12 protein-coding genes are annotated in these 14,173 nt (G+C 45.6%); all 12 read right to left on the minus strand.

All coding sequences use genetic code 11. The features are described from left to right. Positions 1-228: 228 nt before the first annotated feature. The gene (locus H5300_RS22330; RefSeq protein WP_004732424.1) at positions 229-672 is read right to left on the minus strand and encodes a hypothetical protein; all 444 of its coding nucleotides are present in this window, start codon (positions 670-672) and stop codon (positions 229-231) included. A gap of 85 nt (positions 673-757) precedes the next feature. Continuing rightward, complete coding sequence (locus tag H5300_RS22335; RefSeq protein WP_182796934.1) at positions 758-2,173, minus strand: coniferyl aldehyde dehydrogenase; 1,416 nt, start codon at positions 2,171-2,173, stop codon at positions 758-760. Between the two features lie 276 nt (positions 2,174-2,449). Continuing rightward, entirely contained in the window at positions 2,450-2,932 is a 483-nt protein-coding gene (locus tag H5300_RS22340; RefSeq protein WP_004732429.1) for a MarR family winged helix-turn-helix transcriptional regulator, read from the minus strand. A 362-nt stretch (positions 2,933-3,294) separates the two neighbouring features. Next, entirely contained in the window at positions 3,295-4,509 is a 1,215-nt protein-coding gene (gene choV / locus H5300_RS22345) for a choline ABC transporter ATP-binding protein (protein WP_017078464.1), read from the minus strand. 2 nt (positions 4,510-4,511) lie between these two features. Then, positions 4,512-5,354, minus strand: a complete 843-nt coding sequence (choW, locus tag H5300_RS22350; protein WP_009845976.1) for a choline ABC transporter permease subunit — start codon at positions 5,352-5,354, stop codon at positions 4,512-4,514. A gap of 25 nt (positions 5,355-5,379) precedes the next feature. Continuing rightward, entirely contained in the window at positions 5,380-6,333 is a 954-nt protein-coding gene (locus H5300_RS22355; protein ID WP_182796935.1) for a choline ABC transporter substrate-binding protein, read from the minus strand. 146 nt (positions 6,334-6,479) lie between these two features. Continuing rightward, positions 6,480-8,207, minus strand: a complete 1,728-nt coding sequence (betA, locus tag H5300_RS22360; protein WP_182796936.1) for a choline dehydrogenase — start codon at positions 8,205-8,207, stop codon at positions 6,480-6,482. Between the two features lie 72 nt (positions 8,208-8,279). Further along, the gene (betB, locus tag H5300_RS22365; protein ID WP_065607386.1) at positions 8,280-9,740 is read right to left on the minus strand and encodes a betaine-aldehyde dehydrogenase; all 1,461 of its coding nucleotides are present in this window, start codon (positions 9,738-9,740) and stop codon (positions 8,280-8,282) included. 125 nt (positions 9,741-9,865) lie between these two features. Beyond that, the gene (gene betI, locus H5300_RS22370; protein WP_004732441.1) at positions 9,866-10,468 is read right to left on the minus strand and encodes a transcriptional regulator BetI; all 603 of its coding nucleotides are present in this window, start codon (positions 10,466-10,468) and stop codon (positions 9,866-9,868) included. Between the two features lie 402 nt (positions 10,469-10,870). After that, positions 10,871-12,052, minus strand: coding sequence for a Xaa-Pro peptidase family protein (locus H5300_RS22375; RefSeq protein ID WP_182796937.1), 1,182 nt, complete (start codon positions 12,050-12,052; stop codon positions 10,871-10,873). 37 nt (positions 12,053-12,089) lie between these two features. Next, positions 12,090-13,433 (minus strand): TRAP transporter large permease, encoded by a 1,344-nt coding sequence (locus H5300_RS22380; protein WP_061021025.1) that lies wholly within the window; start codon positions 13,431-13,433, stop codon positions 12,090-12,092. After that, a complete protein-coding gene (locus H5300_RS22385) occupies positions 13,430-13,972 on the minus strand; it encodes a TRAP transporter small permease (protein WP_182796938.1) in 543 nt (180 codons plus the stop codon). Before H5300_RS22385 ends, H5300_RS22380 begins: the two co-directional genes overlap by 4 nt. Positions 13,973-14,173: the final 201 nt, after the last annotated feature.

Below are 14,173 nucleotides of genomic sequence, written 5' to 3' on the forward strand. Positions count from 1 at the left end.
TAAATGAAAAGAGTTCTTACCTAAATCGATTCCGATAATGTGTGAGTTATTCATTTGGTACTTTCCTTTTAAGACTAAACCATTTCAAGTTTAGCTGTAGGGAGGGACGTACCATCTCATTAAACGAAAAAAGCCCGCAAATGCGGGCTGTAGTAATAAGTAAGCTAGTGAGTGATCATTGAATAAGTGTCATTGACTCACCATGAGCAACTCATTAACTATTAACTATTAACGAAGATGAGCTGGCACCTTGCTTTTGTCTCTAGTGAGGTAGTAATACAGATAAACTAAAGAGTAGACAGTCACAAATCCATCGAGCGCAAACACACCGCTCCAACCATAAAACCACTCATAATCGTTGATACACACGTTGTATAAGAATATGCCCACAAACATCGACTTCTCAAATGCACTGTAAATCATGGTAGAAGTACGCAGCGATTTGTACTTCGCCGAGAACATCAACAACACACCAATACAGCCAACCATGACTCCCCAGTGTTGATAGGTACCCATAAGATACTCCTTGTTCACCATCATCGTATCGTTGTACGAGAACAGCGTTTGCATACTCCAATCAGGCGCAAGGAAAGTAGAGAAAGCGGTTGCGGTTAAGAATCCTGTAACCATCAAATACGCTTTCATCGTTCGTTCAAAAAATCGTTCTAACATAAAAATAACCTCTTAAAATAACGTCGTAAAAATAATTTCTTATAAATAACTTCTTGTAGATAAATTGAGTAATGACAGAAATGATTTACTTGCCAAGCATGCTCATCACTGCGGTCTTTAATTCGTTGTCTTCTTTTGAAAACAGATGCTTAACTCGATGATCTAAGCCTGTTTCCAAGACGGTTTTGGCATGGGAGAAAGTAAGGAAACCTTCTTTGCCGTGATAGTTGCCCTGACCAGATTCACCAATGCCACCAAACGGCGCGTCATCAACCGCTAAATGGAAAACACAGTCATTGATACACATTCCGCCGGAATGAACTTGGTGTTTAACCTGAGCTTGTAAGCTCAAATCAAAGCTCATTAGATAGAGCGCTAACGGCCTTGGTTTGCTATTGATGACTTGGAACGCCTCTTCGATATTGCGATACGTAATCAAGGGTAATAGTGGGCCGAAAATCTCTTCGTTCATCACCTTGGATGACAGGCTTGGTTCAACAATTAGGTGCGTCACCAGTCGTTGGCAATCTAAGTCCATCGCTTCGTCATGGCAGGCCACTGTTCGCGTTCCACCTTGTCGTTCTTCATTCAACAAACCAACTATGCGGTCGCATTGACGAGGATTGATTAGGGACGTCAAACTCTCGGAATACACCCCTTCATCGAACAGCAATTGGTACTGTTTTTTATACTCTTGAATGAAAGATTCAACTTTCCCTTCAGGTAGCAATACATAGTCAGGAGCCACACACACCTGCCCGTTATTGAGGCTCTTACCATAAATGATTCGCTCAACCGCGATATCAATTGGCATGTCTTCTGCAACGATAACCGGTGACTTACCGCCTAGCTCTAGCGTGACTGGAGTTAGCGTGTCAGCCGCTGACCTCATCACTTGGCGACCTACTTGGGTTGACCCCGTAAACAAAAGATGATCAAACGGCAACGCCGAAAATGCGGCTGCGATCTCTACCTCACCTTCAACCAAGCACACCTCATCGGATTGGAAGACTTCCGCCAATAGCGATCTTAATACTTGGTTCGTCGCTGGGGTAAATTCACTCATCTTGATCATGGCACGATTGCCCGCTGCCAACGCCGAAATAAGCGGGCCGACGGATAACATGATCGGGAAGTTCCACGGAGCAATGATCCCGACAACGCCTTTGGGTTGATAAACCACTTCAACACGAGAGGTTGAAAGTAAAGGGCCGGAATGACGAATCGAAGATGTCGACCAATGAGGTAAACACTCAATGCTGTGATCAATATTTCCGATGCAAGGCAATATGTCAGCCATCAAAGTGTCTTGTCGACTGCGGTGACCATAGTCCTCACTCACGGCTGAACACAAACGATCTGTGTAGTCGATAAGCGCAGATTTAAGTGCAAGCAACTGCTCAATTCTCACCGATACCGCTGGCATCGGGTTCTGTGCAAAAGCTCCCTGCATGTTGTTCAACGTCATGGTCATTTGTGTTGGCGTCAATTCGTATTTCATACATCACCTCGTGGTTAAGATGAGCACACAATAATACAAATCAGACCGGTCGGTCTACATCTTTATTGTCAGAGAATCGTCAATGCATTTTTGAATACAAATAAATAGGGTGATTACAACGTAGGGTTAAAACCCAGGGAGATTTAAAATAGAAGGACGTAGCGAATAGGCGGTATAACGAGAAATTTCACATAGTGAGATCAAAAATGGCCGCTTAATGCGACCATTTAATAATTATTTAAATTTTTGTTTTAAATAGATAATTTAAAACTAACGTTAGCTTTTGGCTACGTTTGCAATGCCTTCAAGCTGAAGCACTGGAGCAGCGTCGATGTCTTCTGCGTTCATCATTGCTGATACACGCTGCATCGAAGAAAGCAGTAAGCTTTGCTCCCACGTCTCTAGGTTTTGGAATTTTTTAACGAAGTTATCTTGCAGCGGCGGTGGCGCATTGTTTAGCAACTCTTGACCTTTTTCAGTCAGGTTCGCGTGTACTTTACGGCGGTCCGATGAACTGCGTACTCGTTGTACATAGCCATTTAACTCAAGACGGTCGATGATCGTCGTCGTCGTTGCTTGGCTTACATTGGTCTGATTAGACAATTCTTTGATCGTCACATTACCCATTTCTTGGATTGCTCTCATTAAGATTAATTGAGGGCCAGTCAAACCATACTCTTTACTCAGCTTCTTCGAGTGTAAATCGATAGCGCGAATAATTTGGCGAATAGCGACCAGGATTTCGTCATGTTTGTCCAAGATGCAGACCTTTGTACTAATATACTGTGAATGGTTTTACAGCGTCGAAGCGATGAAATGTCTCGAGTGATTACGTCACGCGCGCTCGAATTACACTGTAAATTGATAAATTACTTCATTGATTTTTCCGCATTGTACTGATGTTCATACTATTCTCAATCTTTTCTATACCACTAAACTTGCGTGGTACGGCACTTTTGCTTAATGAAGGGGGAATGAAAGCTTCAATGAAGACAAAAATAATGAACCAGAGAATACAAACTCAAAGAATAATATATTTTAATAATCATAGAGGTAGAGAGATTTAATCCTCTCCACCCAATAAAAAACCAGCCTCAATAGCTAAGCTGAAAAACGAAATTTTACGCAGCGGTATTCATCTGAAAGTTACCCGTTAGCGCGTTGTAAAACTCGCTGTTATCCAAAATCCCTACCAATTGATTATTTTCAACCAACAGAATTGGGTGGTTACTGATCTGCTTAAGCTTAATCGCATCACGCATACCAATCTCCGGGCTTGTCACTACCACACTAGACGCGTTAATCGCGGTTAGGTCGTCAGACTCGCTCCACTCAACAAGCGCCAAGGTAGATTCACCTTTCACCGATAAAGCCCCTTCATTCTGTTCAATCCAGAGATCTTTAGAATCGCAGATCTTCCAGCTTTCATTCTCTTGCGTCAGTGAATCAAGAGGCTGCATTAAAGAGCGACCTTTAAGCACATTCAATGGATTGGTGTGAGCAACGAAGTCTTTTACGTATTCGGTTTTTGGCGTCAGTACGATCTCTTCAGGCTTACCGTGTTGAATCAGTTTGCCTGACTCCATGATCGCAATGTTATTACCAATCTTCAGCGCTTCGTCTAAATCATGACTCACGAACAAAATCGTTTTGTTAAGCTTGTTTTGCAATAAAATTAGCTCATCTTGCAACTGCGCACGAATCAGCGGATCAAGCGCTGAAAACGGTTCATCCATAAGAAGAATGTCGGTATCCATCGCAAAGGCACGCGCTAGACCAACACGTTGCTGCATACCGCCAGAAAGCTCATGCGGATACTTGGTTTCCCACTCTGCCAAACCCACCATTTCAAGTTGTTCACGCGCTTTAGCACGACGAACATCTTTGGCTACGCCTTGCATTTCTAGACCAAACGCCACGTTATCTAACACGTTTAACCAAGGCATTAGGGCAAATTTTTGGAACACCATAGAAACGCGGTGAGTACGAAGATGACGCAAGGTCGCTTCGTCGCACTGTTCACCTAAATCAACCTGCTTGTCTCCATCTTTGATCGCCAATGAGCCACGGCTGATCTCATTCAGGCCGTTAACTGCGCGAAGCAAAGATGATTTACCAGAACCAGACAACCCCATCAGCACACAAATCTCGCCTTCTTCAACGGTCAGCGACACATTATCTACGCCAACCACTTGGCCAGTCTCATCAATGATCTCTTGGCGAGTTTTACCTTGGTCGAGTAGCTCAAGCGCTTGTTTCGATTTATTACCAAACACAACATCGAGATTCTTAATGGTAATCGCGTCCATTGTCTTTTTTTCCTGAGAGTTAGACATGATTAAGCTTCCTTCTGATTTGGTGTTTTGCACAAGCGGTCAAGGATGATTGCGACTAATACAATCGCTAACCCAGCTTCAAAACCTTGTGAGATGTTCACTGTGTTCAATGCACGAACAACAGGTTTACCAAGTCCGTCAGCACCGACAAGAGCGGCGATAACCACCATCGAAAGCGACAACATAATACATTGGGTTACACCCGCCATGATGCTTGGTAAAGCCGCCGGTAATTCGACCTTCATCAGCAATTTCATGCGGCTTGCACCAAACGCTTTACCCGCTTCAATCAACTCTTCAGGCACTTTAGTGACGCCTAAGTAGGTTAAACGAATCGGTGCAGCTATCGCGAAAATAATGGTAGAGATTAAGCCAGGAACAATACCCAAGCCGAATAGAACCAGAGTTGGAATCAGATAAACGAAAGTTGGGACTGTCTGCATCAAATCAAGGATTGGACGCAAAACTGTATAGAGCCAAGGACGGTGAGCAGCCATGATGCCAACCGGTACGCCAATTAATACGGAAATCGTTGTCGCCGCAAAGACGAGAACAAAGGTTTCCAGCATTTCTTGCCAATAGCCGAGGTTAAGAATAGTCAGCAGCGCTGCGACCACAAAGATCACTAGCGAAGGTTTACGGTGTAAGTACCATGCAATCGCAGCAGTCATCACGATTGGCAGTGCAGGCGGCATCCACTTAAATACATCGACTAAAAACATAATGACGGTTTCTAGAAAAATCGAAATAGCGTCAAAGAATCCTGCTGCATTGATTGTTAGCCAATCAACACCCGCTTCCATCCATTGTCCGACAGGGATTTTGTTTTCCGTAATAAAATTCACAATATTGCCTTTTATTATGGGTGGGCTACTTCAAACCAATCGATAAATTGGCAAGCCCACCTTTATGCGTTTTTACGTTGTCTAACCAAGCTTCAACTTGTTGAGGGTTCTTGTTCAACCATTGTTGAGCCGCTTTTTCTGGCTTCACTTTTTGGTTAAGAATCTCTTCCATCAACTGGTTTTCCATCTCTAGAGTGAATTCTAGGTTTTGTAGAAGTTGACCGACGTTTGCGCACTCAGACAGGTAGTTTGAACGAACGTTGGTGTAAACATTCGCGCCGCCGTAGTTAGGGCCGAAGAAGTCGTCACCGCCAGAAAGGTATTCCATTTCAACATTGCTGTTCATTGGGTGCGGAGCCCAACCAAGGTAAACAATCCATTGGCTACGACGTGCTGCACGTGATACTTGCGATACCATGCCCGCTTCACTTGATTCGACTAGGCTGAAATCTTTCAAGCCAAACGCGTCAGAATCAATCATTGATTGGATTAAGCGGTTACCGTCGTTACCCGGCTCGATGCCGTAGATGCGGTCTTTAAATTTGTCGGCATGTTTTGCTAGGTCTGCGAAGCTTTTTACGCCAGAGTCGTACACATATTTTGGTACAGCTAGTGTGTATTTTGCGCCTTCAAGGTTGGCACGAACGGTTTCAACAGTGCCCGCTTCACGGTACTTAGCAATATCGCCTTCCATGGTTGGCATCCAGTTACCTAGGAATACATCAATATCGCCGTTCGCCATTGAAGAGTAAGTCACCGGTACTGAAAGTAGGTCGGTTTTGGTTTTGTAACCAAGGCCTTTTAATAGTTCAGAAGTAACGGCGGTTGTTGCGGTAATGTCAGTCCAGCCTACATCAGCGAAACGAACGTTTTCACATTGCTGTGGTTCAATAGAAGCGTTAGCACCAAATGCAAATGAACTGATGGCTAGTGCTGTTAACGTTTTCGTGGTCATGTTCTGAATATTTAGAGTCGTCATAATGGTTCCTTTTTATCTTTCCTTTTTCTGCTCGATATCAACACCGATAGAGAGCAGTTCTTCTGACTTTTGACTAATTTTTGTTGTTACTTTTTGCTTTTTCTATTTTTGAACTACTTTCTATTTTTTAAACTAATAACAGAGGCTTACGCTTCTCTTACTGGTTTATTTATTCTTTGCTTCTCTTGCCACTCAGGTGCAATCCACACTGGAACGTCCTGCGCTTTGAGCATTGGCTTACCCAAAATCAAATCGGAAGCACGCTCGGCAACCATAATGGTCGGGGCGTTCAAATTACCGTTTGGAATGATTGGGAAAACCGATGAGTCGACAACACGTAAATTATCGACACCGCGAACGCGACACTCTTCATCAAGCACTGCCATTGGATCATCATCTGAACCCATTTTGCAGCCACAAGAAGGGTGATATGCACTTTCAACGTTCTGCTTAACCCATTCATCAATTGCTTCATCGGAAGTAATATTTAGACCCGGCTGAATCTCTTTTCCTCGATACACATCCATCGCAGGTTGAGACAAAATCTCACGCGTCAGACGAATACAATCGCGCCAATCTTGGCGATCTTGTTCAGTCGAGATGTAGTTGAAAATGATCTCTGGCTTGGCATGCGGATCAGCAGAAGTGATCGCTACCGTACCGCGACTCTCTGGCTTGTTAGGCCCAACGTGTACTTGGAAACCGTGACCATCAAAGGCCGCTTGCCCGTCGTAACGCATCGCTGCTGGCAGGAAGTGATATTGAATGTTTGGCCACTTCAATCCTTTGCGAGAACGAATGAACGCGCACGATTCAAAGTGGTTAGTGGCACCAAGGCCTTTACGAGTCAGAATCCATTCCGCGCCAATCATGCCCTTGCTGACCAAGCCAAGCTTGCTGTTGAGCGTGATGGGTTCGTTGCAGTGATATTGGAAGTACACTTCTAAGTGATCTTGAAGGTTTTCACCGACACCATTCAGCTCGTGTTTCAGCTCAACGCCGGCCTTTTCAAGCACCGCTTTCGGGCCGATACCAGAAAGCTGCAGCAGTTGAACAGAACCAATAGAACCCGCAGAAGAGATCACTTCTTTGTTCGCCACAGCCACCTGGGTATTGCCTGACTTTTCAAACTCGACACCGACGGCTTTCAAGCCCGATTGGCCTTTTGATGACTGGTCTTGTGCGTCTTGTGCTTCAAGTAAGAAACGACGCGCCACGATACCTTTCTTCAAGGTTAGGTTTGAACGCTTCAATGCTCGACGTAGATAAGCGTTAGAGGTTGAGGCTCTAACACCCTTGTCTACCGTCATATGCATAGTGCCGAAGCCTTCTTGCTGGTAGCCGTTGTAGTCGTTGGTTTCTGGGTAACCGGCGTCTTTACCTGCATCGATAAACGCTTGGTAAAGCGGGTTGAGTTCCATATCGTTACCGTTACAAGTGCCGACAGGGCCATTGTCGCCACGGTATTCATCACCGCCTTTATTCCATGATTCAGCGCGGCGGAAATAAGGCAAGCATGCTTGGTAGTTCCAACCCGCTGCGCCCTCTTCTTCCCATTGGTCAAAATCACACGCGTGACCACGTACATAAACCATGCCGTTGATCGATGAACTGCCGCCTAACACCTTGCCACGTGGGCAGTGCAGTTCGCGTCCATCAAGGCCCGGTTCTTTCTCTGTTTCAAATTGCCAAGCGTACTTTTCAGTATTCATTGGGTAAGAAAGCGCGGTTGGCATTTGGATAAAAATACTCTTGTCCGTACCACCAGCTTCCAGTAATAAAACGCTATGTTCACCGCTTTCCGTTAGCCTATCCGCTAACACACAGCCGGCCGAACCCGCGCCGACGATAATATAATCGTAGCGTTGTTCCATGTTTTGATTTCCCTGAGATAAGTCAGTGGGGCTAGCTCTGTTAAACTAGCCCATAAAATTAAGTGTTACGCGTTAGGCATAAGGGCTGGCGTAGTCGCCAAGTTCAATAAGAATGCTCTTAGTCTGCGTATAGTGGAGTAGAGTCTCTGGCCCGTTTTCGCGGCCAACCCCTGAAAGTTTGTAACCACCAACAGGCATTTCTGCCGGTGAGTCGCCCCATGTGTTCACCCAACAAATACCTGCCTGCATTTGATGAATAACACGGTGCGCACGAGAAAGGTTTTGCGTGAACACACCTGCCGCAAGGCCATATTTGGTGTCGTTAGCGCGGCGAATCACGTCGTCTTCGTCCGTAAACTTCAACACTGACATCACAGGGCCGAAGATCTCTTGTTGAACGTGAGGCATGTTGTCTTCGCAATCCACAAACACGGTTGGGATAACAAAGTTGCCGTTTTCGAGGCCGTTGTCTGTCACTTGATAGCCGCCCGTCAGCAGAGTTGCGCCCGACTGCTTAGCTAGCTCAATTGCTTCAAGGACTTTTGAAAGGTGTTCTTTAGAAATCAACGCGCCGATCTGAGTCTCCATGTCCATTGGATCACCAATGATTAGCTTCTCAGTGCGTGTTTTAAGTTGGTCGATGAATGCGTTGTAGATGTTTTCGTGTACATAAACACGGGTACCGTTAGTACACACTTCGCCTTGGGTGTAGAAGTTAGCAACCATCGAAGCGGAAACTGCATCATCCAATTTCGCATCATCAAACACGATCATTGGTGACTTGCCGCCAAGTTCCATGGTGACTGATTTCAGCGTCTTAGCGCTATCTGCCATTACCGCTTTACCGGTACCGGTTTCGCCCGTGAACGACACTTTCGCGATGTCTGGGTGCGCAGTTAGCATCTGACCAACACGGTAATCGCCCTGAACCACGTTGAACACGCCATCAGGAAGACCAGCTTCGGTAAAGATCTCAGCAAGCTTGAGCGCTGTGAGCGGAGTCTCTTCTGAAGGTTTGAAAATCATCGCGTTACCCGCGGCCAATGCCGGAGCTGATTTCCACATCGCGATTTGAATGGGGTAGTTCCACGCACCAATGCCCGCACAAATGCCTAGCGGTTCGCGGCGAGTGTAGAAAAATTGAGATTCACTCAGCGGTTGTTGGTCGCCTTGTAGCGTTGGTGCCAAGCCAGCAAAGTATTCAATAACATCAGCGCCAGACGCCACATCTACTTCAATCGCTTCTTGCAGCGGCTTGCCCGTATCAACAACCTCAAGGTTTGCAAGGTCATTATTTCGAGCTCTAAGTATTTCCACTGCCTTCAAAAGAATGCGGCTGCGTTCCACAGCGGTCATTGCTGACCATACCGCAAATCCGCGCTTCGCAGATTCAATAGCACTGTCGACATCCGCTGAAGATGCTTGGCCTAACGTCGCGATAGGTTCACCGTTGGCAGGGTTAATGCTATCAAAGGTTTCACCAGAGGTTGCTTTAACCGCTGCGCCATCGATGTATAACGAGTTCATTTCCATTTGAGATTCTGACTTAATTATTGTTATTAGACTCTACAGGTCTATATGTGAGTATTGGGTGCGAATAGTGGTCGTTCTAGCTCTTGCTCTAGGTCTAGCTCAAGGTCTAACACTACCACTGCGATCTATTTGCTGTGACACGAGTAGAACGTAAGTTGTTTATCTAGATAATCATTGATGATGGCTCGCGCCTTTTGAGCATCGATACCATCTGGGTTTAGTGTGCCTCTCAGCCACAAACCATCAATCAGAGACGCAATCCCGTGAGCAACGAGATCCGCTTGTTCATGATTCAAAATACCCTTCAACTCAAGACGTAAGTGTGAAATCAAACGTTTTTCATTCACACGTTGCAGTCTTTTCAGCTGCTCGTCATGCATTGAATATGACCAAAATGCCAACCACGCCTTCGCGACCTTATTTTCAGCTTGGTAACCTTCGAAGTTACCATCGATGATCGCGTTTATTCTCTGTTGGTGAGCATCAACAGGAAGTGCTTTTAGTGACGTGGTGATGGTATTGGAAAGTTGACGAAGGATTTCACGCATGGTCTCTTCGAGCAGCCCATGCTTTCCACCAAAATAGTGATTAATAATGCCAGTGGAGACTCCCGCTTCTTTGCTGATCAACGCAATACTCGCGGCATGCAAACCCACTCGATCAATCACCGTCATGGTGGCTTGAACAAGCTGTGGTTTACGTATATCAGGCATCCCAACCTTCGGCATTTCTTAGTCCTTTTATTTTATATTGAACGTTCAGTTAAATATAAAATGACAGAAATTTAGTTAGGGTTCAAATGATTATTTAAAACAAACTCGTAACAATACAGCATTCAAATCAACAAAAACCATTATAAAACAATAAATTAAATATCATTTAGAGCACTAACGAAAACAATTAAAGATTTGAGGTGTGATAGTTATTGGTCAAATGTTTTTGCTCAACAAGGACAATATTTGAACAAAAAGAGAGATTCTTGAAACAAAGAGGAATTCGGAAATTGGAGGTATTTAAGTGTAAAAGATGACGAGGTATAGCGAAGTGAAAAAGAAAACCGAGCGTCCAACAAAGTGCTTGAACGCCCTCCTCTACCAGGATTCAAAATTATGACTAGATTCTAAGCGCAATTAGCCAATAATCGGTATCGACTGCCAAGATCTTTGATGCAGCATTTCGCAGCCAGATTCGGTGATGACGATGTTTTCCTCGTGCACCATCATGCGGTTTTTCGCAAACGCCATACCGGGCTCTAACGTTAACACCATGCCGGGTTTTAATATCACGTCACCATTTGGTACATGTGATGGCCACTCTGTTAGCTGCATGCCTAATCCATGCCCCATACGACCCACATCGTTGCCAAGCGCACCGTTCTTTTCGAGCACCGACCACATGGCTTGCCACACGTCTCCGGTTGTTCGTCCCGGCTCTGCCATCGCGAGCCCCGCTTCTGTCGATTGATATACTGCGTCATAAGCCGCTATCGTATCTGGCTGCGCATGCCCAAACGCATAGTTCCGGTCAAAATCACTAAAATAGCCATCAAAGTTAGCCCCCGTATCGATGATCAGTACATCTCCTTCAGAGAGCACACGATCGGTTGGCCCCATGATGATGTTGTCATAGCCACCTTGGCCGGATGCCGAAATCAGATAAGGACACGCATCGGCGCCCAAACGCAGCATCTCCAAATGCATGGCTTTACACGCCTGTCGTTCCGTCATCCCTATCGCGAGGTTATGACGAAGATACTCAAAGCCCGCCGCTGTCACTTGGCAAGCGAAGCGTACTTTATCGATCTCCGCTTGAGACTTAACACTGCGCAGATCTCGAACCATGAATGACACATCAACCACACTATGTTGGCTCAACTTCTGCTGTAACAATGCATAATTAGTGGCTGGCATACGCAAATGTGTTTCCGGGCCAATCATCGAACCGATTCTGCGAGAACCTTTGGAGACTTCAGATAGCGTAGAAGCTAACAAAGAGATACCGTCATCCTCTGGCCTTGGTGACGGCCAACTGCGCACATCTTCAATCCATGTATCGTCGAAACCAGCCACACCGATCTCTGGTACTACCGCTATGGGCTTACCAACCGCTGGCACCACCAAAAACCACGGACGCGTTGGGCTTTCCCAGAACTGCGATTTAAAGCCACTGAAATAGCGAAATTCAGGCTCGGTCGTGAAAAACGCAGCATCGATGTTTTGCGCGCGAAGACGTTGTTGCAACTCGACAGTACGTTGCTCTAGTTCTGCTGATTCAAACCCTCTCTGCGGAGGTGTTAATGGCAATATACTCATATCTCTATCCTTGATTGAATAAGGGTAACTCGACGGATTAATTGAATAAGATGTCTCTTGGCAACAGAGCGATGCTTGGGAAGAAAATCAGCAACGCAGACATCAACACCAAGATCAGGAAGAACGGCAGCGTCCCGCGAATCACTTCCATATAAGGCTTTTCAAAGATGGCGATAGCAGTAAAGATGTCGCAACCAAAAGGTGGCGTCGCTGAGCCAATGGCCATTTGCAATGTCACCATCACACCCACCAATATCGGGTCGATGCCTGCTGCATCAACAATCGGCATGAAAATCGGCGTCAAGATCAGCAAAACCACTAACGAATCCACAAACATACAGCCGACAAAGAAAGTCAGTGCGATGACAAACAAGATGTACTCTGGAGAGGCACTCTCTAAGTCCAAAGGTGCTAACAGTTCTTGAGGGATTTGTTCGAAAGAGATGTACCAAGAAAAAGCCTGACCAACACCCACCAGCACAAATACAACCGCGGTGATCAAGCCGGTATTCAACGCCGCATCGCAGATGTCTTTCACGCCAAGCTTACGATAGAAAATACACTCGACAATGATCGCATACAGCACCGCAAACGAAGCGGCTTCTGTTGGCGTCACGACCCCAGAGTAGATACCGCCGATAATTAAAGCAGGGAAACCGAGAGGAAGAATCGCTTTCTTGATCGCTTCAATGCGTTCTGCGGTGTTGGCTTTTTCAACCAAAGTGATGGTATCGCTATGTTTGACGCTGTAGGCATAGCTGTATAACGAGAACAGGCTCGCGAGCACTAAACCTGGGCCAATACCAGCAATGAACAATTCTCCCACACTGGCGTTGGCTAAGGTGCCATAAAGAATCAAACCAATACTTGGCGGAATAAGGAAGGCTATGTCGCTGGCATTGATGATCAGCGCCATCACAAAGCTGTCTTTGTACCCTGCTTGCAGCAACTTCGGGCGCATGATTTGGCCAACCGACACCACGGTCGCCTGAGTCGAGCCAGAAACAGAACCAAATAAAGTACAACTAATGCAGGTGGTAATCGGCAGCCCGCCACGCAGATGCCCGACAAACGCTTGAATCAGACCAAGTAAGTTATACGCCGTGTGGCCACGTGTCATAATATCGGCTGCCAAAATAAACATGGGTACCGCAATCAATGCGTTCGGTGAGATGCCCGTGACCATCTGTTGAATAAGCACTCCCGGCTCAACCTGAGAGAAATGAATCAAGCCGATTAACGCACCAACCGCTAACGGCACGATCATTGGGAAGCTCAAAAACAGCAGAATCACCATCACAGAGACCAAAGTAAAAGTGATGACATAAATATCGAGTTCGCCGGCAATAATGTCCGAGAAAAATTGTGCAATATCACTCATTCGAATTCACCCACGTTGTTATGTTTATTCTCTATGACATCGAATGACACGTAGATTTCTTTATGCAGTAAGTTCATCAAGAAACTCATGCTGTATTGCAATCCGGCAATGAAAAAACCAATTGGAATGATCGCGTATACCCAATACACAGGGAACTGTAAGGCTGGACTTAACCGATTGATGTCTTTGAGCTCTTTAACGTAAAAGAACGCGTGGTAGGTGAGATAAAACATCAGCATTGCGGTTAATAATGCAATGATGGTTGTGAGAACTTTCTGAGCTTTAGTGCTCAATGAATCGTAGACCGCGGTCATACGAATATTTCGACCTTGGCGCACCGCGTAAGCGAAGCCAATAAAGGTGACAGAGACAATCAAAAACTGATTGAGTTCTTCTGAAAAAAACAGGCTTTTGTTAAAGGCGTAGCGACCAATCGCATTGGCCGTGGAATTGATCATCATCGCGAGAATGGCGGTCATGATTAAAAAGCGTTCTAGCTTTTCTGTCACGACGCTTATTTTATGTAGCAGTTCTTTCATAACAGGCAGTGCTCCATACTTCGTTCAGTGACAGGGGTCCATTGCCACAATTTGGAGAAGGTGGGGATAAGCTACCCGCTGCCAATAAACAGCGGATAACATTCATCCTAACAACGCTTTCTATTGCGTCGCTGAAGCAGCCTTCACTTCATCTAGGATTTCTTCGAGAATGGTTTTCGCACCCTCACGCGCTTCACTTTG

It is taken from the genome of Vibrio sp. SG41-7, from assembly GCF_014164465.1.
In the GTDB taxonomy this organism is placed as follows: domain Bacteria; phylum Pseudomonadota; class Gammaproteobacteria; order Enterobacterales; family Vibrionaceae; genus Vibrio; species Vibrio splendidus.

Excerpts from the sequence above, each read along its gene's own strand:
- H5300_RS22330 (WP_004732424.1), bottom strand. The coding sequence starts at position 672 with ATGTTAGAACGATTTTTTGAACGAACGATGAAAGCGTATTTGATGGTT.
- H5300_RS22335 (WP_182796934.1), bottom strand. The coding sequence starts at position 2,173 with ATGAAATACGAATTGACGCCAACACAAATGACCATGACGTTGAACAAC.
- choV (WP_017078464.1), bottom strand. The coding sequence starts at position 4,509 with ATGTCTAACTCTCAGGAAAAAAAGACAATGGACGCGATTACCATTAAG.
- H5300_RS22355 (WP_182796935.1), bottom strand. The coding sequence starts at position 6,333 with ATGACGACTCTAAATATTCAGAACATGACCACGAAAACGTTAACAGCA.
- betA (WP_182796936.1), bottom strand. The coding sequence starts at position 8,207 with ATGGAACAACGCTACGATTATATTATCGTCGGCGCGGGTTCGGCCGGC.
- betB (WP_065607386.1), bottom strand. The coding sequence starts at position 9,740 with ATGGAAATGAACTCGTTATACATCGATGGCGCAGCGGTTAAAGCAACC.
- betI (WP_004732441.1), bottom strand. The coding sequence starts at position 10,468 with ATGCCGAAGGTTGGGATGCCTGATATACGTAAACCACAGCTTGTTCAA.
- H5300_RS22375 (WP_182796937.1), bottom strand. The coding sequence starts at position 12,052 with ATGAGTATATTGCCATTAACACCTCCGCAGAGAGGGTTTGAATCAGCA.
- H5300_RS22380 (WP_061021025.1), bottom strand. The coding sequence starts at position 13,433 with ATGAGTGATATTGCACAATTTTTCTCGGACATTATTGCCGGCGAACTC.
- H5300_RS22385 (WP_182796938.1), bottom strand. The coding sequence starts at position 13,972 with ATGAAAGAACTGCTACATAAAATAAGCGTCGTGACAGAAAAGCTAGAA.